General features: G+C 71.1%; 18 protein-coding genes and 1 pseudogene. 7 read left to right on the top strand and 12 right to left on the bottom strand.

Going from position 1 to position 25292, the window contains the following annotated elements; genetic code table 11:
- Positions 1–190: 190 nt before the first annotated feature.
- The 7 genes from fahA (at position 191) to ACZ52C_RS08940 (ending at position 8713) form a co-directional block, all read left to right on the top strand.
- A complete protein-coding gene (fahA, locus tag ACZ52C_RS08910; RefSeq protein WP_469074040.1) occupies positions 191–1453 on the top strand; it encodes a fumarylacetoacetase in 1263 nt (420 codons plus the stop codon).
- 171 nt (positions 1454–1624) lie between these two features.
- Positions 1625–2428, top strand: a complete 804-nt coding sequence (locus ACZ52C_RS08915) for a GntR family transcriptional regulator (RefSeq protein ID WP_045559370.1) — start codon at positions 1625–1627, stop codon at positions 2426–2428.
- Positions 2429–2467: 39 nt separating this feature from the next.
- Positions 2468–2695 carry a 4Fe-4S dicluster domain-containing protein gene (locus tag ACZ52C_RS08920; protein WP_030379773.1) on the top strand — a complete coding sequence of 76 codons (228 nt, stop codon included), beginning with the start codon at positions 2468–2470 and terminating at the stop codon, positions 2693–2695.
- 24 nt (positions 2696–2719) lie between these two features.
- The gene (locus ACZ52C_RS08925) at positions 2720–4069 is read left to right on the top strand and encodes an ABC transporter substrate-binding protein (RefSeq protein ID WP_469074041.1); all 1350 of its coding nucleotides are present in this window, start codon (positions 2720–2722) and stop codon (positions 4067–4069) included.
- Positions 4066–4998 (top strand): ABC transporter permease, encoded by a 933-nt coding sequence (locus tag ACZ52C_RS08930; protein ID WP_469074042.1) that lies wholly within the window; start codon positions 4066–4068, stop codon positions 4996–4998. Before ACZ52C_RS08925 ends, ACZ52C_RS08930 begins: the two co-directional genes overlap by 4 nt.
- A complete protein-coding gene (locus ACZ52C_RS08935; protein WP_469074043.1) occupies positions 4982–5806 on the top strand; it encodes an ABC transporter ATP-binding protein in 825 nt (274 codons plus the stop codon). The genes ACZ52C_RS08930 and ACZ52C_RS08935 overlap by 17 nt, the downstream gene beginning before the upstream one ends.
- Before the next feature lie 51 nt (positions 5807–5857).
- Positions 5858–8713, top strand: coding sequence for a fumarate reductase/succinate dehydrogenase flavoprotein subunit (locus ACZ52C_RS08940; RefSeq protein ID WP_469074044.1), 2856 nt, complete (start codon positions 5858–5860; stop codon positions 8711–8713).
- 689 nt (positions 8714–9402) lie between these two features.
- On the opposite strand, the pseudogene ACZ52C_RS08945 reads toward ACZ52C_RS08940, so the two are convergent.
- From ACZ52C_RS08945 to nuoE, 12 genes and pseudogenes are all read right to left on the bottom strand, one after another.
- Positions 9403–9902: pseudogene (locus ACZ52C_RS08945) on the bottom strand (AAA family ATPase); the annotation flags it as partial.
- Between the two features lie 106 nt (positions 9903–10008).
- On the bottom strand, positions 10009–12081 hold the full coding sequence (gene recQ / locus ACZ52C_RS08950; RefSeq protein ID WP_469074045.1) for a DNA helicase RecQ: 2073 nt from the start codon (positions 12079–12081) through the stop codon (positions 10009–10011).
- Positions 12082–12278: 197 nt separating this feature from the next.
- The gene (nuoN, locus tag ACZ52C_RS08955; protein WP_469074046.1) at positions 12279–13928 is read right to left on the bottom strand and encodes an NADH-quinone oxidoreductase subunit NuoN; all 1650 of its coding nucleotides are present in this window, start codon (positions 13926–13928) and stop codon (positions 12279–12281) included.
- On the bottom strand, positions 13925–15496 hold the full coding sequence (locus ACZ52C_RS08960; RefSeq protein WP_469074047.1) for an NADH-quinone oxidoreductase subunit M: 1572 nt from the start codon (positions 15494–15496) through the stop codon (positions 13925–13927). Before ACZ52C_RS08960 ends, nuoN begins: the two co-directional genes overlap by 4 nt.
- A 5-nt stretch (positions 15497–15501) precedes the next feature.
- Positions 15502–17448: an NADH-quinone oxidoreductase subunit L gene (gene nuoL / locus ACZ52C_RS08965; RefSeq protein WP_469074048.1), complete on the bottom strand. Its 1947-nt coding sequence runs from the start codon at positions 17446–17448 to the stop codon at positions 15502–15504.
- 15 nt (positions 17449–17463) lie between these two features.
- Positions 17464–17763 carry an NADH-quinone oxidoreductase subunit NuoK gene (nuoK, locus tag ACZ52C_RS08970; RefSeq protein WP_009310327.1) on the bottom strand — a complete coding sequence of 100 codons (300 nt, stop codon included), beginning with the start codon at positions 17761–17763 and terminating at the stop codon, positions 17464–17466.
- Positions 17760–18596 carry an NADH-quinone oxidoreductase subunit J gene (locus tag ACZ52C_RS08975; RefSeq protein WP_469074049.1) on the bottom strand — a complete coding sequence of 279 codons (837 nt, stop codon included), beginning with the start codon at positions 18594–18596 and terminating at the stop codon, positions 17760–17762. The genes nuoK and ACZ52C_RS08975 overlap by 4 nt, the downstream gene beginning before the upstream one ends.
- The gene (gene nuoI, locus ACZ52C_RS08980; RefSeq protein ID WP_469074050.1) at positions 18593–19234 is read right to left on the bottom strand and encodes an NADH-quinone oxidoreductase subunit NuoI; all 642 of its coding nucleotides are present in this window, start codon (positions 19232–19234) and stop codon (positions 18593–18595) included. The genes ACZ52C_RS08975 and nuoI overlap by 4 nt, the downstream gene beginning before the upstream one ends.
- A complete protein-coding gene (gene nuoH, locus ACZ52C_RS08985; protein WP_469074051.1) occupies positions 19227–20591 on the bottom strand; it encodes an NADH-quinone oxidoreductase subunit NuoH in 1365 nt (454 codons plus the stop codon). The genes nuoI and nuoH overlap by 8 nt, the downstream gene beginning before the upstream one ends.
- Positions 20588–23092: an NADH-quinone oxidoreductase subunit G gene (locus tag ACZ52C_RS08990; protein WP_469074052.1), complete on the bottom strand. Its 2505-nt coding sequence runs from the start codon at positions 23090–23092 to the stop codon at positions 20588–20590. The genes nuoH and ACZ52C_RS08990 overlap by 4 nt, the downstream gene beginning before the upstream one ends.
- Positions 23089–24444, bottom strand: a complete 1356-nt coding sequence (gene nuoF, locus ACZ52C_RS08995; RefSeq protein WP_469074053.1) for an NADH-quinone oxidoreductase subunit NuoF — start codon at positions 24442–24444, stop codon at positions 23089–23091. The genes ACZ52C_RS08990 and nuoF overlap by 4 nt, the downstream gene beginning before the upstream one ends.
- Entirely contained in the window at positions 24444–25274 is an 831-nt protein-coding gene (nuoE, locus tag ACZ52C_RS09000; RefSeq protein WP_469074184.1) for an NADH-quinone oxidoreductase subunit NuoE, read from the bottom strand. The genes nuoF and nuoE overlap by 1 nt, the downstream gene beginning before the upstream one ends.
- Between the last annotated feature and the right edge of the window lie 18 nt (positions 25275–25292).

Raw genomic sequence — 25292 nt, forward strand, 5'->3', positions numbered from 1 at the left:
TGTCCCCCCTACCGGACCCGGACCCACCCCGTCCGCGTCCCCCAGAGGACGCTAAGCCGGAACCTTTCCTTCCGACCCTCCCCTATCAGGACATTGCGAACTCTTTAGACACTCCCGGATCTTCGCCCCTCCCCGTAACGTGGCCGCGACCAGAGGTACGACGGAACGCACGAGAGCGAGGCAGCACCCGATGCCCCCCTTCGATGTCACCGACGATGTCCCCGAGGGTCACCCCTTCGACGTCCCCGAGGGCCACCCCTTCGGGCCGCACAACCTCCCCTACGGTGTCTTCTCCATCGGCGCGCCCGGAGCCCCTCGTACCGTCGGGGTCCGGCTCGGCGACCATGTCCTCGACGCCGCGGCGGCGGCGCACGCCCTCGGCTCCCCGTACGCCGCGCTGCTGGCGCACCCCACGCTGAACCCCCTGCTCGCGGCGGGCCGCACGGCCTGGTCGGACCTCAGGCGGGCCCTGACGGCGTGGGTGACGGTGCCCTCGCACCGGGAGACGATCGCGCCGCACTTCCACCCGCTGTCCTCGGTGACCCTGCACCTGCCGTTCGAGGTGGCCGACTACGTCGACTTCTACGCCTCCGAGAACCACGCCCGGAACGTCGGCAGCATCTTCCGCCCCGACGCCCCGGATCCGCTGACGCCCAACTGGAAGCACCTGCCCATCGGTTACCACGGCCGGTCCGGCACGGTCGTGGTGTCCGGCACGGAGGTGGTGCGGCCGGCCGGGCAGCGCAAGGCGCCGGCCGATCCGGCGCCGGTGTTCGGGCCGTCCGTACGGCTCGACATCGAGGCGGAGGTCGGGTTCGTGGTGGGGGTGCCGTCCGAGCGGGGGCGGCCGGTGGGGCTGGACGAGTTCCGCGACCACGTCTTCGGGGTGTGCCTCCTCAACGACTGGTCGGCGCGTGATCTCCAGGCCTGGGAGTACGTGCCGCTCGGACCGTTCCTCGGGAAGTCGTTCGCCACGTCGGTCTCGGCCTGGGTCACGCCGCTGGAGGCGCTGGAGGAGGCGCGGGTGTCACCGCCGGAGCGCACGCATCCGCTGCTGCCCTACCTGGACGACTCCGCGCCGGACGTCGACCCCGGGGGGTACGACCTGCGGATCAGCGTCGCGGTCGACGGGCATGTCGTCTCGGAGCCGCCCTTCGCCACGATGTACTGGACGGCCGCGCAGCAGTTGGCCCACATGACGGTCAACGGCGCGTCGCTGCGCACGGGCGATCTCTACGGCTCCGGCACGGTCAGCGGGGCCGCCCCCGACCAGCGCGGCTCACTGCTGGAACTCACCTGGAACGGGCGCGACCCGCTCGACCTTCCCACCGGCAGGCGGACGTTCCTGGAGGACGGCGACGAGGTGACGCTCACGGCGTGGGCCCCGGGGCCGGGCGGCACGAAGGTGGGGCTGGGCGAGGTCAGGGGGAGGGTGGTGGCGGCCCGGGAGTAGACCGGCACATCCCAGCCACCGGAGCCGCATTCCCACCCCTTGGACAAGCCGGTGGCAGATCTTGCGCCCGCCCCCACGTAAGCGCAGGTCAGCACCGCCTTCGACACCTCCTCAGATGGCGCAACACTCCGGCAACATTTCTTTCCCCACCGTTTCGGTATGGTTCGAAACATGCCATCCACCGACCGCATCCGGGACCACGCCGGGCAGGGCGCGACCACCGTCGCCGCCCACCGCGCGCGGCGTCGGCTGCGGGCGGACCAGGCACGGCAGCTCGCCGATCTGCTGCGCCGTCAGCTCCTCAGCGGCGGCTTCGCGGACGGCACCCTTCCCCATGAGTCCACCCTCGCCACCGACTACCGCGCCACCCGCAACACCGTGCGCGAGGCCCTGGACCTGCTGCGCGCCGAGGGCCTGGTGGAACGGTTCCCGGGCGTCGGCACCGTCGTCGTCGCCCGGAAGTACCCCCATGGCCTGGACCGTCTGATGGGCCTCGCGGAAACCCTCCGCGAACACGGCACGGTCACCAACGAGGTCCGCACCATGGGCCCCGCCCCGGCCCCCACCCCCGTGGCCGACCGTCTGCACGTCCCGCCCGGCACCGACGTCCTCTACATCGAACGTCTGCGCCGGCTCAACGGCCTCCCCCTCTCCCTCGACCTCACCTACATCCCGCTCACCCTCGGCCCCCTCGACCTCGGCACGGCGCTCCTCGGCGCCGACCTGGAGAACACCGACGTCTTCCGCCTGCTGGAGGCGATCACCGGCCTGCCCCTGGGGCACGCCGAGATCACCCTGGAGGCGGTGAACGCCGACACCCACTCCGCCGCCGTGCTCGAAGCCCCGCGCGGCTCCGCCGTCCTGATGCTGGAACGGCTCACGCACCTCGCCGACGGCCGGCCCGTCGACCTGGAGTTCATCCGCTTCCGCGGCGACCGCATCTCGATGAGCGGCCTGCTGCACCGCTCACGGTGACTCCGTGATCCCCTGTTCCGCCCCTCCCTGGAGACAGCCATGGCTTTGGCGCCCCAGCGGGCCGACGTGCCCGTGACCATCGACGAGTCGAAGTGCATCGACGGCTGCACCCTCTGTGTGGACATGTGCCCGCTGGACTCCCTGGCCATCGACGAGAGCAACGGCAAGGCCTACATGCACGTCGACGAGTGCTGGTACTGCGGCCCGTGCGCGGCCCGGTGCCCCACCGGCGCCGTCACGGTCAACATGCCCTATCTGCTCCGCTGAGATCGCCGAGAGGTCCGCACTCCCATGAAGAACAGAGGATTCGTCCTGCCCGCCGCCCTCCTGCTGCCGCTGGCCCTGGCCGGCTGCGGCACGGGCAGCGGCAGCGCGGCGGACGGCGGGACCGTCACCGTGACCGTCGGCTACCAGTCGAAGACCATCAACACCGTCACCGCCGGCACCCTGCTGCGCTCCCTCGGCTACTTCGAGGACGAGCTGAACGCGCTGGGCGGGAAGACCACGTACAAGGTCGACTGGCAGGACTACGCGACCGGCGCCCCGATCACCGCGCAGATGACCGCCGGGAAGATAGACATCGGCTCGATGGGCGACTTCCCGCTGCTGCTCAACGCCGCCCGCGGCAAGCAGCTCGGCAAGCCCACCCGGCTGGTCGCGGCCACCGGCTACAACCTCCGGGGCGGGCTCAACACCATCGTCACGGCGCCCGACTCCCGCTTGAGCACGCTGGCCGACCTGAAGGGCAAGAAGGTCTCGACGAGCGTCGGGTCGGCGGCCGACGGCACCCTCGTACGGGCGCTGCGGGACGCCGGTCTCGACGCCGACAAGGACATCGAGAAGCTCAACCAGCAGCCGGCGGTCGGCGCCTCCTCGCTCACCGCGGGCAGTGCGGACGCGCTGTCGCAGTTCGTGGCGTGGCCCGGACTGCTGACGTACCAGGGCAAGGCGAAGGCCCTGTACGACGGGGCGCAGCTGGATCTGCCCACCTTCCACGGTGTGACCGCGCGCGAGGACTTCGCGCAGCAGCGGCCGGTGGTGCTGGAGGCCTTCCTCAAGGCCCAGGCCAGGGCCACGGACTATCTCGGCGAGCACCCCGTCGAGGCCGCCGAGAAGGTCGCCGACGCCACGGGCCTGCCGGCCGAGGTCGTCTACCTCTACAACGGCGCGCACGGCATCGCGACCTTCGACCCCTCGCTCAAGCCCGCGCTGATCGCCGCCCTGAAGAAGGACGTGCCGATCCTCAAGGCCGCGAAGCTGACGGGCGACGTGGACGTGGACGCGTTCGTCGACGACCGGTACGTACGCAAGGCGCTGGGCGCGTCCTACACCAAGAGGCTCGCCGCCTCCCCCGCGCCCGCCGCCGCTGAGGTCTGGCCCAAGGGCGCCACGAAGACCGTGGACTTCAAGACACCCACCGAACTCCTCGCCTACGTCGCCGGACACAAGGACGGGATCCGCGCCGCGTACGTGCCGGACGCCACGACCGGCACCCAGTGGTTCGCCGACAAGGCGGTGTGGGTCGCGGACGGCGACCGGCTCCTGCCCTTCGTCGCCCCGGCCACGGCGAAGGCGTACGTCGCCGGGCACGACGGCGCCGAGGTCGTCACCTACGCCGCCGCCCTGGAGCGGGCGTCGTGAGCCGCCCCGCGAAAACCGGCGCCCGGCGCGTACGGAGCCCCGGCTCCCGGCCCGCCGTCCGCTACGCCCTGCGCGCGCTGTCCCTGATCGCCGCCCTCGGCCTCTGGCAGCTGCTGACCAGCCTGGACGTCGACGTGTGGCTGCGCTTCTCGCAGTTCCCGACGGTCACCGACGTGGCGCACGCCTTCGCGGACCGGGTCACCGGGCCGGACTACTGGACCGACCTGACCGACAGCCTCACCCGCATCCTGACCGGCTTCCTGCTGGCGGCGGTGGCGGGGGTGGCCGTCGGGATCCTCGTCGCCCGCTCACGCCTGGCCGAGGACCTGCTCGGGCCGGTCCTGGAGGTGGTCCGGCCCATCCCGGCGATCGCCCTGGTCCCGGTGGCGATCCTGCTGTTCCCCTCCAACGAGCAGGGCATCGTCTTCATCACCTTCACCGCCGCGTTCTTCCCCGTGCTGGTCTCCACCCGCCACGCGGTGCGCGCCCTCACCCCGGTGTGGGAGGAGGCGGTCCGCACCATGGGCGGCGGCCGGTGGCGGGTGCTCGGCTCGGTGGTCCTGCCGGGCGCGCTGCCGGGCATCTTCGGCGGGCTGTCGGTCGGCATCGGGGTCTCGTGGATCTGTGTGATCTCCGCCGAGATGATCTCCGGGCAGTACGGCGTCGGTTACCGCACCTGGCAGGACTACACCGTCGTCAACTACCCCGGTGTCTTCGTCGGCATGGCCACGATCGGGGTGCTGGGCTGGCTGACATCGACCGCCGTGGAGCTGGTCGGCCGCCGGCTGACCCACTGGCTGCCCCGTACGTCGGCCGCCCCCGCCGCCCGCCCCCGGGTGCCGCGGACCACCGCACCGCAGGCCGCTCCCACGGCCACCGCCCCTGCCACGGCCGAGCCCGAGGAGGCACGTGATGAGCACCTCGTCTGAGACCCGGGCCCAGGTCCGCGCGCAGATACCGGCGCCGACGCCGGCCGTCGAGGAGCAGCGGACACCCGCCCCCGGGCGCGGCACCCGCCTCACCCTGCGCTCCGCCGACCTGGGCCGCCCCGACGCCGTCGCCCTGACGGACGTCGGCCTGGACGTGGCCCCCGGCGAGATCCTCACCGTCGTCGGACCGTCCGGCTGCGGCAAGTCGACCCTGCTGCGCACCCTGGCGGGCCTGCTGCCGACGCTCGCCGGAGAGATCACCCAGGACGGGGCCCCGCTGACCGGCCCGTCCGCCGAACGCGCCCTCGTCTTCCAGGAGGATGCCCTCCTGCCCTGGCGCACCCTGCGCGCCAACGTCGAACTCCCGCTCGCCATCCGTGGTCTGCCCCGCGCCGAACGCCGTACGCAGGCTGAGGCATGGCTGTCCCGGGTGGGGCTCGCCGAGTACGCCCGGCAGCTGCCGCACCGCGTCTCCGGCGGACAGCGCCAGCGCGCACAACTGGCCCGCGCCCTCGCCGGACGCCCCCGCGCCGTCCTGATGGACGAGCCGTTCGGCGCGCTGGACGCACAGACCCGCGCCGGGATGCAGGACCTGCTGGTGGAGGTGTTGCGGGGCACGGGCGCGACCGTCGTCTTCGTCACCCACGACGTGGACGAGGCCCTGTTCCTCGGCGACCGCGTGGCCCTCCTCGGCTCCGGCCGGCTCACCGCCGTACGGGACGTCCCGCGCCCCCGCGACCGCGCCGCCCACGACGACCCGGCCCGCGCGGCCCTGCGCCGCGACGTCCTGACCTCGCTCGGCGACTGAGCGACCGAGCACCCGCGCATCAGCACATCAGAGCACCCGAAAGGCACCCCGGTGGACACGGTGGAGACCCCCCTCACGATCCCGGCGCTCTCCGACGCCGAGGAGCTGACCTGCGACGTCCTCGTCATCGGCGGCGGCACCGCCGGCACCATGGCGGCCCTGACCGCAGCCGAGCACGGCAAGGACGTCCTGCTCCTGGAGAAGGCCCACGTCCGCCACTCCGGCGCCCTCGCCATGGGCATGGACGGCGTGAACAACGCCGTCATCCCCGGCCGCGCCGAACCCGACGACTACGTCGCCGAGATCACCCGCGCCAACGACGGCATCGTCGACCAGTCCACGGTCCGCCAGACCGCCACCCGCGGCTACGACATGGTCCGGCGGCTGGAGTCGTACGGAGTGAAGTTCGAGAAGGACGAGCACAACGAGTACGCCGTCCGCCAGGTGCACCGCTCGGGGTCGTACGTGCTGCCGATGCCGGAGGGCAAGGACGTCAAGAAGGTCCTCTACCGCCAACTCCGGCGCCGGGAGATGCGGGAGAGGATCCGCATCGAGAACCGGGTGATGCCGGTGCGCGTGCTGACGGCCGGCGAGGGCGAGGACCGGCGGGCGGTGGGCGCCGCGGGCTTCAACACCCGCACCGGCGCGTTCGTCACCGTGCGCGCCGGAGCCGTGATCCTCGCGACCGGCGCGTGCGGCCGGCTCGGTCTGCCCGCCTCCGGCTACCTCTACGGCACCTACGAGAACCCCACCAACGCGGGCGACGGCTACGCCATGGCCTACCACGCGGGCGCCGAACTCACCGGCATCGAGTGCTTCCAGATCAACCCGCTGATCAAGGACTACAACGGCCCCGCCTGCGCCTACGTCGCCAACCCCTTCGGCGGCTACCAGGTCAACCGGCACGGCGAACGCTTCGTCGACTCGGACTACTGGTCCGGCCAGATGATGGCCGAGTTCGCCGCCGAGATCGCCTCCGACCGCGCCCCGGTCTACCTCAAGCTGAGCCACCTCCCGGAGGAGTCCGTCTCCGCCCTGGAGTCGATCCTGCACACGACCGAGCGCCCGACCCGGGGGACCTTCCACGCCGGTCGCGGCCACGACTACCGCACCCACGACATCGAGATGCACATCTCGGAGATCGGCCTGTGCGGCGGCCACTCCGCCTCGGGCGTCCGGGTGGACGACCACGCCCGCACGACCGTGCCCCGCCTCTACGCGGCCGGCGACCTCGCCTGCGTCCCCCACAACTACATGATCGGCGCCTTCGTCTTCGGCGACCTCGCGGGCGCGGACGCCGCCCGGTACACCCCCTACGAGGGCGACCTGCCGCTCGACCAGCTCCGGGATGCCCACGAGCTGATCTACCGTCCGCTGCGCAACCCCGACGGTCCCCCGCAGCCCCAGGTCGAGTACAAGCTGCGCCGCTTCGTCAACGACTACGTGGCGCCCCCGAAGTCCGGCTCCCGCCTCTCCCTCGCCCTCGACGCCTTCGAGCGGATGCGCGGCGACATCGCCGAGATGGGGGCCCGCACCCCGCACGAGCTGATGCGCTGCGCCGAGGTCTCCTTCATCCGCGACTGCGCCGAGATGGCCGCCCGCGCCTCCCTGGCCCGCACCGAGTCCCGCTGGGGCCTCTACCACGACCGCCTCGACCACCCCCAGCGCGACGACGCCTCCTGGTTCCACCACCTCGACCTGCGCAAGTCCCCCTCCGGCGCCATGGAGTTCACCGCCCGCCCCGTCGCCCCCTACCTCGTCCCCATCGAGGAGTTCACCCCCGTCGGCGGCCCCTCCCGCCACCTGGGCGAGGTCCACGCGGAGAACGTGGCCACGGCGGGTTCGCGGGAGGTGGCACCGGTGGCGGTCACGGCGGAGGGGGCGGGTGCGGGTGGCGGTGTAGGGGACGGTGTGGGTGTGGGTGCGGGTGGCGCTGCGGGTGCGGGTGCGACCGAATCCGGGAGGGGGGCCCTCCCCCTCCCCTCCCACCCCACCCCCCAAGCCTCCTCCGCCCGCCTCCTCGAACTCGTCGCCCTCGCCGAGGAGCAGCCCGAACTCGACGCCCTGCGGCCCTACTTGGCCGACCCGGCGCCCGCCGTCCGGCGCGAGGCGGTCGCCGTCCTCACGGAGACGCTCCCGCCGGGCACCGGCTCGGCCCTCGCCGAGGCGCTCCGCGACAGCGCCCCCGAAGTCCGGTCCGCCGCCGCGGCCTCGCTCCGCGAGCTCGTCGAGACGCTCCCGCCCGACCCCGCCCTCCGCGACGGCCTCGCCGCGGCCCTGACCGAGCCCGACCCGGTCGTCCGCGCCGCCGCCCTGGACCTCCTGCGCGCCCTGGGCCTAGGCGACACCGCCCTGTACGCCGCCTCCCTGACGGACGCCGACCTCACCGTCCGCATCGAGGCCGTACGCGCCCTCGTCTCGGTCGACGCGACCGCCGAACTGGCGCACGCGGCCACCACCGACCCGTCCCGCGAGGTACGCGTCACCCTCGCCAAGGCCCTGGCCACAGTGTCCGCGGCCCGCACCGCCTCCCTTCCCTCCGCCGCGGTACTGACCGCGCTGACCACCCTCACCACCGACCCCGACGCCCTGGTCCGCGCCGCCGCCTACGGCGCGCTGGGCACCGTCGGCTGCCCGCCCGCGCTCGCCGCCGAGGCCGTGACCGCCCTCGACGACCCCGCCTGGCAGGTCCGGGCCGGCGCCGCCACCGCCCTGTCCACCGCGACCACGGCCGTGGCCGTCCCCGCCCTCACGGAGGCTCTCTCGGACCCCAACGCCGACGTCCGCAAGGCCGCCGTCCTCTCCCTCACCCGCCACACCACCACCGAAGCCGCCCGCACCGCCCTCACCACCGCCACGAAGGACTCCGACGCCGACGTCAGGGCGTACGCGTCCCGCGCGCTGTGAGCTTGTCGTTCGACGTCGACTCGGAGCAGATGTGCGTGACTGGCCGGGGTGGCATGCTCCACGACATGGAGTCGGACACGAGTCATACGAAGGGCTTGCCGCGTCTGGGGGATGTCTGTCCCGATCTCGTGAAGGACGTCGTAAGACTGCTGCGTGAGGCGTCTCCAGGAGATCCGATCGCAGACTCGGTCGCGGACTTGCCCTTCCACGGTGTCTGCCGTGGCTATGTGTTGACCGCTCCGAAGGGAACGCCTACTCCGTCAGTCATGGAGCTGGAGCAGGAAGATGAGGCGGTCTTCCTGGTGGGCCTTGACCCGTCCCACTCAGTCGTCACCTGGGTGGATGTCCTGGACGGACGCGACTTGCCCCTCGCCTTGCTGGGATAGTCGTGCTGCGTCGCCCCGACCCGGGCCGGGGCGGTTTCGGTGCGCCGGCCGGGGAACCGGTCTTCGCGCGGATTTTCGAGACCATGGCACCATGTGCCGCATGACGACGAACCGAAAGGTCCATGCCGCGTAGACGGCCAGGACAGATCCGTGTCGGCGCCCCCGGCAGCCACCGGACAACGGGTGCAAGGCTGGTCATCGACGGCCTGTCCTCGCGTGCGCTGTCCGAGATCATCCGTCTCGAGCGCTCCCGCAACTATCTGCAACCAGGCGACGTCAGCGCCGCCGTGGGCCTGTGGAAGCGTAGATCGCGGCCGAGTCCTCTCCGACGGGCAGTTCGTTGCTCGCCGTGATGGCTCCGATCAGGGGGCAGTGGATCGGCTCGCCGCCGTTCTCGGGGTGGTAGATCCGCTCGTTGAGGTAGCCCAGCGTCTCGTTGAGCGCCGCCGTGGAGCACTTGAAGATCTCGTCGATGAACGCGACATGCGCCGTCGTGGCGCGGCCCTCGTACACCTGGCGGTACTCGCCCCGGGTCAGCGCGCGACGTCGATGGGGCCGAACACCCTGGTGGGCGCGGTGAACTTCGACAGCAGGATCTCCCAGTAGGTGGCTCCCTCGAACCTGCCGGTGAGTTCCCTGGCCATCTCGGACTTCGCCGTGCCGGGCGGGCCGAGCAACAGCGAGTGCTGCCCGGCCAGCAGGGTCACCACCAGGGTGCGTACGACGTCGGCCCGCTCGTAGAAGCGTTCCGACAGCTCCTCGGTGATCGTCCGCAGTTTCTCTGCCGTGCCCTGCGCGTCCATGGTCGTCCCTCCCCTCCGACGCACTGCCGGGCGCCATCCCCTGCGACGGACCCTCGGCACCCGGTCCCGGCGGCGGGTCGCTCCCCCGTGCGTCCCTGATCTGCCCCTACGCCCAGTCCTCCGGCTCCGGTTCCGGTTCGTCGGCCGGCCAGTCGTAGGCGGACGCGTCGGCCGAGTCGTCGTGTGCCGGGGCCTTCGCGCCGGCTGGGGCGGCGGCCGTGGAGCCGCTGTCGGAGGCGGCGGCGGAAGCGCCGCCGTCCCGGGGCGCGCCCGTCGACGCCAGCACCGCGAGCACCCCCTCCCCGTACGTCGCGAGTTTCTTCTCGCCGATGCCGCTGATCGTGCCGAGTTCGGCGACGGAGGCGGGCGCCGTGGCCGCGATCTCGCGGAGGGTGGCGTCGTGGAAGATGACGTAGGCGGGCACGCCCTGTTCGCGGGCCTGTTCGGCGCGCCAGGCGCGCAGGGCCTCGAAGACGGGGAGCAGGTCGTCGGAGAGTTCGACGGCCGCCGCCTTGGGCTTGCGGTCGCCCCGGGCGGAGCCCGACGAGCCGGAGCCGCCGGACGTCGACCGTGTCGTGGCCGGCTTCTTCGGTTCCTTGCGCAGCGGCACGTCCCGCTCCCGCCGCAGCACCGCCCCGCTCTCCTCGGTGAGCACGAGCGTGCCGTACTCGCCCTCGACCGCGAGGAGTCCCTGCGCGAGCAACTGCCGTACGACGCCCCGCCATTCGCCCTCGGCCAGGTCCTCGCCGATGCCGAAGACGGAGAGCTGGTCGTGGTCGAACTGGATGACCTTCGCGGTGCGCCGCCCCAGCAGGATGTCGACGATCTGCACGGCGCCGAACTTCTGCCCGCGCTCGCGCTGGAGCCGCACCACGGTGGAGAGCACCTTCTGCGCGGCGACGGTGCCGTCCCAGGTCTCCGGCGGGACGAGGCAGGTGTCGCAGTTGCCGCAGCCCTCGTCCCGGGGTTCCTGGCCGAAGTACTGCAGGAGCTGGCCCCGGCGGCAGCGCGCGGTCTCGCAGAGGGCCAGCATCGCGTCCAGGTGGGCGGCGGCCCGGCGGCGGAACGCCTCGTCGCCCTCGCTGCCCTGGATCATCTTGCGCTGCTGTATGACGTCGTTCAGGCCGTACGCCATCCAGGCTGTGGACGGCAGTCCGTCGCGGCCGGCGCGGCCGGTCTCCTGGTAGTAGCCCTCGACGGACTTCGGCAGGTCGAGGTGGGCGACGAAGCGTACGTCGGGTTTGTCGATGCCCATGCCGAAGGCGATGGTGGCGACGACGACGAGCCCTTCCTCGCGCAGGAAGCGTGACTGGTGGGCCGCGCGGGTGCCCGCGTCGAGGCCGGCGTGGTACGGCACCGCCTCGACGCCGTTCTTGCTGAGGAACTCGGCGGTCTTGTCCACGGAGTTGCGGGAGAGGCAGTAGACGATGCCGGCGTCGCCCGCGTGTTCCTGGCGCAGGAAGGACAGGAGCTGCTTCTTCGGGTCGGCCTTGGGCACGATGCGGTACTGGATGTTGGGCCGGTCGAAGCTGGCTTCGAAGTGTCTGGCCCGGGGCATGTCCAGCCGCTCGGTGATCTCGCGGTGGGTGGCGCGGGTGGCGGTGGCGGTGAGCGCGATGCGCGGCACGTCGGGCCAGCGTCGGCCCAGGAGGGAGAGGGAGAGGTAGTCGGGCCGGAAGTCGTGGCCCCATTGGGAGACGCAGTGGGCCTCGTCGATCGCGAAGACCGAGATCTTGCCGCGTCCGAGCAGATCGAGGGTGGCGTCGAGCCGCAGGCGCTCCGGTGCGAGGTAGAGCAGGTCCAGCTCGCCCGCGAGGAACTCCGCCTCGACCACGCGCCGCTCGTCGAAATCCTGGGTGGAGTTGATGAAGCCGGCGCGCACACCCAGGGCCCGCAGGGCGTCCACCTGGTCCTGCATCAGCGCGATCAGCGGGGAGACCACGATGCCCGTACCGGTCCTGACCAGGGACGGGATCTGGTAGCAGAGGGACTTTCCGCCGCCGGTCGGCATGAGGACGACGGCGTCGCCGCCCGCGACCACATGTTCGATGACCGCTTCCTGCTCGCCCCGGAAGGCGTCGTACCCGAAGACCCGGTGGAGCACGGCCAGCGCCTCGCTGTCCGCTCCGGTGGTCCTGTCCTCGTCCGCCATCACACTCGTCCCGCCTGTCCCGATCATGGCCCCGTCCCCCGCACCCTTGCGTCCAGTGCCGTCGTGGTTCCTCCAGCCCCTGCCACGATAGGCGCCCGCACCGACAGCCTCAGAGTTATCCACAGGCTCCACCCGGATGCGGCGGCTCCGGGCCGGAGAACAAGGGCGGGACCCGGCTCCTTTCGAAACCGGGTCCCGCCATCCTCGAACAACCGAGCGGAGCGCTACCGCACGAAGACGCCCGCCTGCCCCGCCAGGTCCAGGAAGTACTGCGGGGCGACACCGAGCACCACGGTGACGGCGACCCCGACCGCGATCGCGGTCATGGTCAGCGGGGACGGCACGGCGACCGTCGGCCCCTCGGGGCGCGGCTCGCTGAAGAACATGAGCACGATGACGCGGATGTAGAAGAACGCGGCGATGGCCGAGGAGATCACACCGACCACGACGATCGCGCCCGCGCCGCCCTCGGCCGCCGCCTTGAACACGGCGAACTTGCCCGCGAACCCGGAGGTCAGCGGGATGCCCGCGAAGGCCAGCAGGAAGACCGCGAAGACGGCCGCCACCAGCGGGGACCTGCGGCCGAGCCCGGCCCACTTGGACAGGTGGGTGGCCTCGCCGCCCGCGTCCCGCACCAGGGTGACCACGGCGAACGCGCCGATGGTCACGAAGGAGTAGGCGCCCAGATAGAACAGCACCGAGGAGACGCCGTCGGGCGAGGCCGCGATGACACCGGCGAGGATGAAGCCGGCGTGGGCGATCGAGGAGTAGGCGAGCAGTCGCTTGATGTCGGTCTGGGTGATGGCGACGATCGCGCCGGCCAGCATGGTGACGATGGCGACGGCCCACATGACCGGCCGCCAGTCCCAGCGCAGACCGGGCAGGACGACGTACAGCAGCCGGAGCAGCGCGCCGAACGCGGCCACCTTGGTCGCGGCCGCCATGAAGCCGGTGACCGGGGTGGGCGCGCCCTGGTAGACGTCGGGGGTCCACATGTGGAACGGCACCGCGCCGACCTTGAACAGCAGGCCCATGACGAGCATGGCGGCGCCGATGAGCAGCAGCGCGTCGTTGCCCATGGTGTCGGCGAGGGTGGGGTTGATGTCGCCGATGGTGCCGTCGACGACCCGGGCGATCGTCGCGTACTTCACCGAGCCCGCGTAGCCGTACAGCAGGGCGATGCCGAAGAGGGTGAAGGCGGAGGCGAAGGCGCCGAGGAGGAAGTACTTGACGGCGGCCTCCTGCGACATGAGCCGCTTGCGGCGGGCCACGGCGCAGAGCAGGTACAGCGGGAGGGAGAAGACCTCCAGGGCGATGAAGAGGGTCAGCAGGTCGTTGGCCGCCGGGAAGATCAGCATGCCGCCGATCGCGAAGAGCAGCAGCGGGAAGACCTCGGTGGTGGTGAACCCGGCCTTGACGGCGGCCTTCTCGCTGTCGCTGCCGGGCACGGAGGCGGCCTGTGCGGCGAAGGAGTCGACCTTGTTGCCGTGGGTCTCGGGGTCGAGGCGGCGTTCGGCGAAGGTGAAGACGCCGAGGATGCCGGCGAGGAGGATCGTGCCCTGGAGGAACAGGGCCGGTCCGTCGACCGCGATGGCGCCCATGGCGGCGATGCCGGCCTTGGTGGTGCCGTAGCCGCCCGCCGCGAGGGCGACGACGGCGGCGAAGGAGGCCGCGAGGGCGACGACGGAGACGAAGACCTGGACGTAGTAGCGGGACTTGCGCGGGACGAAGGCCTCGACCAGCACTCCGATGATCGCCGCGCCGATGACGATCAGGGTGGGCGACAATTGCCCGTATTCGATCTTCGGCGCTTCGATCTTGGAGATCGGGTCGGCCGCGGTTGTCCACAGGCTGTGGACGGCTGATGCGCTCACTTGGCCGCCTCCACCTCGGGCTGGGGGTCCTTCTTCTGGACGTCGGACATGGTGTGCTCGACCGCCGGGTTGACGATGTCGGTGAGCGGCTTCGGGTAGACACCCAGGAAGATCAACAGCACGACGAGCGGGGCGACCACCACGAGCTCGCGCACCCTGAGGTCGGGCATCCCCTCGACCTCGGCCTTCACCGGGCCCGTCATCGTCCGCTGGTAGAGGACGAGGGTGTAGAGCGCGGCGAGGACGATGCCGACGGTGGCGATGATCCCGACCACCGGGTAGCGCGCGAACGTGCCGACGAGGACCAGGAACTCGCTGACGAACGGGGCGAGTCCGGGCAGCGACAGCGTCGCGAGGCCGCCGATCAGGAAGGTGCCGGCGAGGACCGGCGCGACCTTCTGCACTCCGCCGTAGTCGGCGATGAGCCGGGACCCGCGCCGGGAGATCAGGAATCCGGCGACCAGCATCAGGGCGGCCGTCGAGATGCCGTGGTTGACCATGTAGAGCGTCGCGCCGGACTGGCCCTGGCTGGTCATCGCGAAGATGCCCAGGATGATGAAGCCGAAGTGCGAGATCGACGCGTACGCCACCAGCCGCTTGATGTCGCGCTGGCCGACGGCGAGCAGGGCCCCGTAGATGATGCTGATCAGCGCCAGGACGAGGATCGCGGGCGTCGCCCATGTGCTGGCCTCGGGGAAGAGTCCGAGGCAGAAGCGGAGCATCGCGAAGGTGCCGACCTTGTCGACGACGGCCGTGATGAGGACGGCGACCGGGGCGGTGGACTCCTGCATGGCGTTGGGCAGCCAGGTGTGCAGCGGCCACAGCGGCGCCTTCACCGCGAAGGCGAAGAAGAAGCCGAGGAAGAGCCACCGCTCGGTGGTGGTGGCCATCTCCAGCGTGCCGTTGGCGCGGGCCTCGGCGATCTCCGGGAGCGAGAAGTTCCCCGCGACCACGTAGAGGCCGATGACCGCGGCCAGCATGATCAGGCCGCCGACCAGGTTGTAGAGGAGGAACTTCACGGCAGCGTACGAGCGCTGGGTGGCCGCCGTCTCCTCGCCGTGCTCGTGGGCACGGTCGCCGAAGCCGCCGATGAGGAAGTACATCGGGATGAGCATGGCTTCGAAGAAGATGTAGAAGACGAAGACGTCGGTGGCCTCGAAGGAGATGATCACCATCGCCTCGACGGCCAGGATCAGCGCGAAGAAGCCCTGCGTCGGCCGCCACCTCTTGCTGCCGGTCTCCAGCGGGTCGGCGTCGTGCCAGCCCGCGACGATGATGAACGGGATCAGCAGGGCGGTGAGCCCGATCAGCGCCACCGCGATGCCGTCGACGCCCAGTTGGTACCGCACGCCGAAGTCCGCGATCCAGGCGTGGGACTCGGTGAGCTGGTAGCGGTCGCCGCCCGGGTCGAAGCGGAACGCGATGATCGCGGCGAGCACGAGCGTGCCCAGCGAGACGATCAGCGCCAGCAGTTTCGCGGCGTTGCGCCGCTGGGCCGGGACGGCGGCCGTGGCGATCGCCCCGAGGGCCGGGAGCGCCGCCGTCGCTGTCAGCAGAGGAAAGGACATCGGTATCAGACCGCCCTCATCAGCAGGGTCGCGGCGATGAGGATCGCAGCGCCGCCGAACATCGAGACCGCGTACGAGCGGGCATAGCCGTTCTGGATCCGGCGCAGCCGCCCGGAGAGGCCGCCCATCGAGGCCGCCGTACCGTTGACGACTCCGTCGACCAGGGTGTGGTCGACGTAGACGAGAGAGCGCGTGAGGTGCTCTCCGCCACGGACGAGGACGACGTGGTTGAAGTCGTCCTGGTAGAGGTCGCGCCGGGCGGCCCGGGTGAGCAGCGATCCGCGCGGGGCGACGACGGGGACGGGCCTGCGCCCGTACTGGAGCCAGGCGAGGCCGACGCCGATGACCATCACGGCGACGGTGGCCGTGGTGATCGCGGCGGCGCTGATCGGCGGGTGTCCGTGCGCGTGGTCGGTGACGGGCTCCAGCCAGTGGATGAAGCGGTCGCCGATGCTGAAGAACGCGCCGCCGAAGACCGAGCCGACGGCCAGGACGATCATGGGGATCGTCATGACCTTGGGGGACTCGTGCGGATGCGGTTCGGCGTGGGCGCCGTGGTGCTCGGCGGCGGGCTCCACGTCCGGCTCGGCCGGGGAGGCCGTGGACCGGTTGCGCCAGCGCTCCTCGCCGAAGAACGTCATCAGCATCACGCGCGTCATGTAGAACGCGGTGATGGCCGCGCCCAGCAGGGCCACGCCGCCGAGGATCCAGCCCTCGGTGCCGCCCTTGGCGAACGCCGCCTCGATGATCTTGTCCTTGGAGAAGAAGCCGGACAGGCCCGGGAAGCCGATGATGGCGAGGTAGCCGAGGCCGAAGGTGACGAAGGTGACCGGCATGTACGTCCGCAGGCCGCCGTACTTGCGCATGTCGACCTCGTCGTTCATGCCGTGCATGACCGAGCCGGCGCCGAGGAACAGCCCGGCCTTGAAGAAGCCGTGCGTCACCAGGTGCATGATCGCGAAGACGTAGCCGACGGGGCCGAGGCCGGCCGCCAGCACCATGTACCCGATCTGCGACATCGTCGATCCGGCGAGGGCCTTCTTGATGTCGTCCTTCGCGCAACCGACGATCGCACCGAAGAGGAGCGTGACCGCGCCCACGACGGTGGTGACGAGCTGGGCGTCCGGGGCGCCGTTGAAGACGGCGGCGGAGCGGACGATCAGGTAGACGCCCGCGGTGACCATGGTCGCGGCGTGGATGAGGGCGGAGACCGGGGTCGGGCCCTCCATCGCGTCCCCGAGCCAGGACTGCAGCGGCACCTGGGCGGACTTGCCGCAGGCGGCGAGCAGCAGCATCAGGGCGATCGCGGTGAGCGTGCCCTCGCTCGTCTCGCCGACTGCGCCGAGGACCGGCCCGAAGGCGAAGGTCCCGAAGGTGGTGAACATCAGCATGATGGCGATGGACAGCCCGACGTCGCCGACGCGGTTGACCAGGAACGCCTTCTTCGCCGCGGTGGCGGCGCTGGGCTTGTGCTGCCAGAAGCCGATCAGCAGGTACGAGGCGAGGCCGACGCCCTCCCAGCCGACGTACAGCAGGAGGTAGTTGTCGGCGAGGACCAGCAGCAGCATCGCCGCGAGGAACAGGTTCAGATAGCCGAAGAAGCGGCGGCGGCGCTCGTCGTGCTCCATGTACCCGATGGAGTACACGTGGATGAGCGAGCCGACTCCGGTGATCAGCAGGACGAACGTCATCGACAGCTGGTCGAGCTGGAAGGCGACGTCCGCCTGGAAGCCCTCGACGGGGATCCAACTGTACAGGTACTGGGTCATCGCCCGGTGTTCGGCGTCCTTGCCGAGCATGTCGGCGAAGAGCACGGCACCGATGACGAAGGAGGAGGCGGCGAGGGCCGTGCCGATCCAGTGGCCGACGGCGTCCAGGCGACGGCCGCCGCACAGCAGGACCGCCGCTCCGAGCAGGGGCGCCGCGACCAGCAGCGCAATCAGGTTCTCCACGATTCTTCCGACCCCTTACAGCTTCATCAGGCTGGCGTCGTCGACCGAGGCCGAGTGGCGGGACCGGAAGAGCGACACGATGATCGCGAGTCCGACCACGACCTCCGCGGCGGCGACGACCATCGTGAAGAAGGCGATGATCTGGCCGTCGAGATTGCCGTGCATCCGGGAGAAGGCGACCAGGGCGAGGTTGCAGGCGTTGAGCATCAGCTCCACGCACATGAACACCACGATCGCGTTCCGCCTGATCAGGACGCCGGTGGCGCCGATCGTGAACAGCAGGGCGGCGAGATACAGGTAGTTGACGGGATTCACTTCGATGCCTCCCCGCGCTTGGGGCCGTTCCCGCTGTTGGTGCGCTCCAGGCGGTCCTCGGCGCGCTGCTCCAGGGCCTTGAGGTCGTTCAGCGCCTCGGTCGACACGTCACGGATCTGGCCCCGGTCCCGCAGGGTCTTGCTGACGGTCAGCTCGGACGGGGTGCCGTCCGGCAGCAGGCCCGGGATGTCGACCGCGTTGTGCCGGGCGTAGACGCCGGGGGCCGGCAGCGGCGGGAGGTGCTTGCCCTCGCGCACACGCTGTTCGGCCAGCTCGCGCTGGGTCTTGGCGCGCTCGGTGCGCTCACGGTGGGTGAGGACCATGGCGCCGACGGCGGCCGTGATGAGGAGGGCGCCGGTGAGTTCGAAGGCGAACACGTAGTCGGTGAAGATGAGGGCCGCGAGGCCCTCCACGTTGCCGCCGGCGTTGGCCGTGCCCAGGCCGTTGAACTCCGTCAGCGAGGCGTTGCCGATGCCCGCGATCAGGAGGATGCCAAAGCCGAGGCCGCACAGGAGGGCCAGCCAGCGCTGGCCCTTGATGGTCTCCTTCAGGGAGTCCGCCGCGGTGACGCCGACGAGCATCACGACGAACAGGAACAGCATCATGATCGCGCCGGTGTAGACGACGATCTGCACGATGCCCAGGAAGTAGGCGCCGTTGGCGAGGTAGAACACCGCCAGGACGATCATGGTGCCGGCGAGACAGAGCGCGCTGTGCACGGCCTTCTTCATGAAGACGGTGCACAGGGCGCCGATCACGGCGACGGTGCCGAGGATCCAGAACTGGAAGGCCTCACCGGTCGAGGTGGTGTACGCGGCGAGCTGCTGCGTCATCGGCGGATCACCTTCTCCGACGCCGGCTCGTCCTCACCGGTGGTGGCGGCCGCGTCCTGCGGCTTCTCGCCCTTGGAGGCGGCCACCTGCTGCTCCGTGCCGGGCGCGGCCTCGGTGACCAGGCCCCGGTAGTAGTCCTGCTCGTCGGTGCCGGGGTAGATCGCGTGCGGCGAATCGACCATGCCCTCTTCCAGACCGGCGAGCAGCTGCTCCTTGGTGTAGATGAGGTTGGCGCGGCTGGAGTCGGCCAGCTCGAACTCGTTGGTCATCGTGAGCGCGCGCGTGGGGCACGCCTCGATGCACAGGCCGCACAGGATGCAGCGGGCGTAGTTGATCTGGTAGACGGCGCCATACCGCTCGCCCGGCGAGTAGCGCTCCTCGTCCGTGTTGTCGGCGCCCTCCACGTAGATGGCGTCGGCGGGACACGCCCAGGCGCACAGCTCACAGCCGACGCACTTCTCCAGGCCGTCCGGATGGCGGTTGAGCTGGTGCCTGCCGTGGAACCGCGGGGCCGTGGTCTTCTGCTGCTCCGGATACTGCTCGGTCAGCCGCTTCTTGAACATGGCCTTGAAGGTCACGCCGAAGCCGGCGACGGGGTTCTGGAACCCCTGCTTGTTCTCTTTCGGCTCCTCAGCCATCGGACGCCTCCCTCCCATTCGAAGATCCGTCACTCTCAGTATCGGACCCACCACTGACAATCAGCTCCCGCTCCCGGCGCGGGCGCCTGCGGGGCACCGGCGGGAGGGTCTGTCCGGGCAGGGGCGGTACGGGGAATCCGCCGGCCATCGGGTCGAAGCCGACCGGTTCGGCGGGCGCTTCCTGTGCCTCGCGGCGGTCGCGGAACATGTCGGCGACGACGGAGAGCAGGAAGAGGACGATGACGGCGCCGAGGACGTACAGCGCGATCTCGGCGAAGTCGTAGTTCTCGTTCCTGAGGGTCCGCACGGTCGCGACGAGCATCAGCCAGACCACGGAGACCGGCAGCAGGACCTTCCAGCCGAGCTTCATCAGCTGGTCGTAGCGGACGCGTGGGAGGGTGCCGCGCAGCCAGATGAAGAAGAACAGCAGCAGCTGCACCTTCAGCACGAACCAGAGCATCGGCCACCAGCCGTGGTTGGCGCCCTCCCAGAAGGTGCTGATGGGGTAGGGGGCCCGCCAGCCGCCGAGGAACAGCGTCACCGACACGGCGGAGACGGTCACCATGTTGACGTACTCGGCGAGCATGAACATCGCGAACTTGATCGACGAGTACTCGGTGTTGAAGCCGCCGACGAGGTCGCCCTCGGACTCCGGCATGTCGAACGGGGCGCGGTTGGTCTCGCCGACCATGGTCACGATGTAGATGACGAACGAGACCGGCAGCAGCACGATGTACCAGCGGTCCTGCTGCGCCTCGACGATCGCGGACGTCGACATCGACCCGGAGTAGAGGAAGACGGAGGCGAACGCGGCGCCCATGGCGATCTCGTAGGAGATCATCTGCGCGCAGGAGCGCAGGCCGCCCAGGAGCGGATAGGTGGAGCCGGAGCTCCACCCCGCGAGGACGATGCCGTAGATGCCGACCGAGGCGACCGCGAGGATGTAGAGCATCGCGATCGGCAGGTCGGTCAGCTGCATCGTGGTGCGCTGGCCGAAGATCGAGATCTCGTTGCCGGCGGGCCCGAAGGGGATCACCGCGATCGCCATGAAGGCCGGGATGGCCGCGACGATCGGCGCGAGGACGTAGACGACCTTGTCCGCGCGTTTGACGATGACGTCTTCCTTGAGCATCAGCTTGATGCCGTCGGCGAGCGACTGGAGCATGCCCCAGGGGCCGTGCCGGTTGGGGCCGATGCGCAGCTGCATCCAGGCGACGACCTTGCGCTCCCACACGATGGAGAACAGCACGGTGATCATCAGGAAGGCGAAGCAGAACACCGCCTTGACGACGACCAGCCACCAGGGGTCGCGGCCGAACATCGAGAGGTCTTCCGCGGCGAGGTACAAGGGGCTCATGCCTCCACCTCCTCGGGGGCCTCGGCGGCGAGCGTCGCGGGGCCGATACGGACGAGTGCGCCGGGCAGCGCCCCGGTGTCGGAGGCGACGCCCGAGCCGGTGGAGTTCAGCGGCAGCCAGACGACTCGGTCGGGCATCTCGGTGATCCGCAGCGGCAGTTCGACGACCCCGGTGGGGCCGCTGACCGCGAGGACGTCGCCGTTCTTGACGCCGGCCTCGGCGGCCGTGGCGGCGGACACGCGCGCGTGGGCGGCGTGCCGGGTCCCGGCGAGTGCCTCGTCGCCGTCCTGGAGACGGCCCTGGTCGAGCAGCAGCCGGTGTCCGGCGAGGACGGCCTCCCCGGCGGCCGGGCGCGGCAGCGCGGCCCCGACCTCCGCCGACTCGTTGGCCCGCCCGCCGTCCCACGCCCCGAGGCGGTCCAGCTCCGCGCGCGTGGTGCGCAGGTCCGGCAGCCCCAGGTGGACGTCCATGGCGTCGGCCAGCATCTGCAGGACGCGGCCGTCGGTGGGTGCCACCGGGCGGGTCATCTGGTCGGGCTTCAGCGCGGCCTGGAACATCCGCACGCGCCCTTCCCAGTTGACGAAGGTGCCCGCCTTCTCGGCGACGGCGGCGACCGGGAGGACGACGTCCGCACGGTCGGTGACCTCGCTGGGCCGCAGTTCCAGCGACACCAGGAAGCCCACCGCGGACAGCGCCTCACGCGCGCGTGCCGGGTCGGGCAGATCGCCGACTTCCACACCCGCCACCACCAGGGCCCCGAGCTCTCCGGTGGCGGCGGCCTCGACGATCTGCCCGGTGTCCCGGCCGTAGCGCGCGGGGAGTTCGCCGACGCCCCAGGCGGCGGCGACCTCCGCACGTGCGCGTGGATCGGTGGCCGGGCGCCCGCCCGGCAGCACGGACGGCAGCGCGCCCGCCTCGACGGCGGCGCGCTCCCCGGCCCGGCGCGGGATCCACACCAGCTTCGCGCCGGTCAGCGACGCGGCCCGGACGGCGGCGGTGAGCCCGCCCGCGACAGCGGCGAGGCGCTCACCCACGACGATCACGGCGCCCTCGGCGCGCAGCGCCTCGGCGGCCCTGGTGCCGTCGTCGTCGAGGCCGAAGCCGCTGGCGAGGGCGTCCAGCCACTCGGTCTCGGTGCCGGGCGCGGCGGGCAGCAGCGTGCCGCCGGCCTTCGTGAGGCCCGGGGTGGCGTGCGTCGCCAGCGAGAACACCCGCTGCTTGTGCTTGCGCCAGGCCTTGCGCAGCCGCAGGAAGACGCCGGGCGCCTCCTCCTCGGCCTCGAACCCGACCAGCAGGACGGCCGGCGCCTTCTCCAGGGAGGCGTACGTGACGCCCGTACCGTCGAGGTCGCGGCCGCGTCCGGCGACGCGGGCGGCCAGGAAGTCGGCCTCCTCGCCGCTGTGCACGCGCGCGCGGAAGTCGATGTCGTTGGTGTCGAGGGCCACCCGCGCGAACTTGCTGTACGCGTAGGCGTCCTCGACGGTGAGCCGGCCGCCGGTCAGGACGGCGGCCCGGCCACGCGCCGCCGTCAGCCCCCGGGCCGCGGCCTCCAGAGCCTCCGGCCAGGACGCGGGCTCCAGCACGCCGTCGGCGTTGCGGACGAGCGGCGTGGTCAGCCGGTCCGGGCGCTGCGCGTAGCGGAACGCGAAGCGGCCCTTGTCGCAGATCCACTCCTCGTTGACCTCGGGGTCGTCGGCCGCGAGGCGGCGCATGACCTTGCCGCGCCGGTGGTCGGTGCGGGTGGCGCAGCCGCCGGAGCAGTGCTCGCAGACGGACGGCGAGGAGACCAGGTCGAAGGGGCGGGAGCGGAATCGGTACGCCGCCGAGGTCAGCGCGCCGACGGGGCAGATCTGGATGGTGTTGCCGGAGAAGTACGACTCGAAGGGGTCGCCCTCGCCGGTGCCGACCTGCTGGAGCGCGCCCCGCTCGATCAGCTCGATCATCGGGTCGCCGGCGATCTGGTTGGAGAACCGGGTGCAGCGGGCGCACAGCACGCACCGCTCGCGGTCGAGGAGCACCTGCGTGGAGATCGCCACGGGCTTCTCGTACGTCCGCTTCCTGCCCTCGAAGCGGGACTCGGAGTGGCCGTGCGACATGGCCTGGTTCTGCAGCGGGCACTCGCCGCCCTTGTCGCAGACGGGGCAGTCCAGCGGGTGGTTGATGAGCAGGAGCTCCATCACCCCCTTCTGGGCCTTCTCCGCGACCGGGGAGGTGAGGTGCGTCTTGACGACCATCCCGTCGGTGCAGGTGATCGTGCAGGACGCCATGGGCTTGCGCTGGCCCTCGACCTCGACGATGCACTGGCGGCACGCGCCGGCCGGGTCGAGGAGGGGGTGGTCGCAGAAGCGGGGGATCTCGACGCCGAGCTGTTCGGCGGCCCGGATGACCAGGGTGCCCTTGGGCACGCTGATGTCGATGCCGTCGATGGTCAGCGAGACGAGATCTTCCGGCGGGACCGCCGCCTCGCCGCCCCCGGAGGGAGCGCTCGTGGTCACGGTCATGCGTTCACCTCCGCGTGCTTGTCCTTGTCGGCCCAGGCGGTCGACCTGGCCGGGTCGAAGGGGCAGCCCCGGCCCGTGATGTGGTCCTCGTACTCCGCGCGGAAGTACTTGAGGGAGGAGAAGATCGGCGAGGCGGCGCCGTCGCCGAGGGCGCAGAAGGACTTGCCGTTGATGTTGTCGGCGATGTCGTTCAGCTTGTCGAGGTCGCTCATGACGCCCTTGCCGGCCTCGATGTCGCGCAGCAGCTGCACCAGCCAGTAGGTGCCTTCGCGGCAGGGGGTGCACTTGCCGCAGGACTCGTGGGCGTAGAACTCGGTCCAGCGGGTGACGGCCCGTACGACGCAGGTGGTCTCGTCGAAGCACTGGAGCGCCTTGGTGCCGAGCATGGAACCGGCGGCGCCCACGCCCTCGTAGTCGAGGGGGACGTCGAGGTGCTCGTCGGTGAACATCGGCGTCGAGGAGCCGCCGGGCGTCCAGAACTTGAGGCGGTGGCCGGGGCGCATGCCGCCGCTCATCTCCAACAGCTGGCGCAGGGTGATGCCGAGGGGGGCCTCGTACTGGCCGGGGGAGGCGACATGGCCGCTGAGGGAGTAGAGCGTGAAGCCGGGGGACTTCTCGCTGCCCATCGACCGGAACCATTCCTTGCCCCGGTGCATGATGGCGGGAACCGACGCGATCGACTCGACGTTGTTCACGACAGTGGGACAGGCGTAGAGGCCTTCCACGGCGGGGAAGGGGGGACGCAGTCGCGGTTGACCGCGGCGGCCTTCGAGCGAGTCGAGCAGTGCGGTCTCCTCACCGCAGATGTACGCCCCGGCGCCGGCATGCACGGTGATGTCGAGGTCGAGTCCGCTGCCGAGGATGTTCTCGCCGAGGTAGCCGGCCTCGTAGGCCTCACGGACGGCCTCGTGCAACCGCCGCAGGACGGGGACGACCTCACCCCGCAGATAGATGAAGGCGTGCGAGGAACGGATGGCGTGGCACGCGATGATCATGCCCTCGATGAGGCTGTGCGGGTTCGCGAAGAGGAGCGGGATGTCCTTGCACGTTCCGGGCTCCGACTCGTCGGCGTTGACAACGAGATAGTGCGGTTTTCCGTCGCCCTGCGGAATGAACTGCCATTTCATTCCGGTCGGGAACCCCGCGCCGCCGCGGCCGCGCAGACCCGACTCCTTGACGTACGCGATGACGTCGTCCGGTGACATGTCCAGCGCCTTGCGCAGGCCCTCGTACCCGTCGTGCCTGCGGTAGACGTCGAGCGTCCACGACTTGTCCTCGTCCCAGAAGGACGACAGCACGGGTGCGAGCAGCTTCTCCGGGCTGCTGCCCTTGATCTCGGGTGCCAAGGTCATCACTCCCCCTCCTCGGCGGCGGGCCCCGACGGGTGGTGCGGGTCCGAGGCCGACGTGTCCTGCGGCGCGTCGTGCGAGCTGAGGTGCTCGCTGGGTGACGGCTCGTGCACGCGGCCCTGCGGCTCGTCGTGCGGGCCGCCGTCCCGTGGGTGGACCACGCGCGCGGGTCCGGCCTCTCCCCTGGCCAGGCGGAGGCCGACCAGCGACGCGGGTCCGGCGCCGCCGCTCGCCTCGACGGCCCCGGGCCGCTCGTCGGGGAAGCCGGCGAGGATCCGCGCGGTGTCCTTGAAGGTGCACAGCGGCGCCCCGCGCGTGGGCCGGACCTCGGCTCCCTCGCGCAGGTCGTCGACGAGTCGCTTGGCGCTGTCGACGGTCTGGTTGTCGAAGAACTCCCAGTTGACCATCACGACCGGCGCGAAGTCGCAGGCCGCGTTGCACTCGATGTGCTCCAGGGTGACCTTGCCGTCGTCGGTGGTCCCGCCGTTGCCGACGCCGAGGTGGTCCTGGAGCGCCTCGAAGATCGCGTCGCCGCCCATCACCGCGCACAGGGTGTTGGTGCAGACGCCCACCTGGTAGTCGCCGGAGGGCCCCCGGCGGTACATGGAGTAGAAGGTGGCGACCGCGGTGACCTCGGCCGTGGTCAGACCGAGCACCTCGGCGCAGAACCGCATGCCGGTGCGGGTGACATGGCCCTCCTCCGACTGCACGAGGTGAAGCAGCGGCAGGAGGGCGGACCGGGAGTCCGGGTAGCGGGCGACGACCTGGGCCGCGTCCCGCTCCAGCCGGGCCCGGACGTCGTCCGGGTAGTCGGGCGCGGGCAGTTGGGGCATGCCCAGGCTGACGCCCTC

The organism is Streptomyces sp. NPDC034049, from assembly GCF_055575575.1.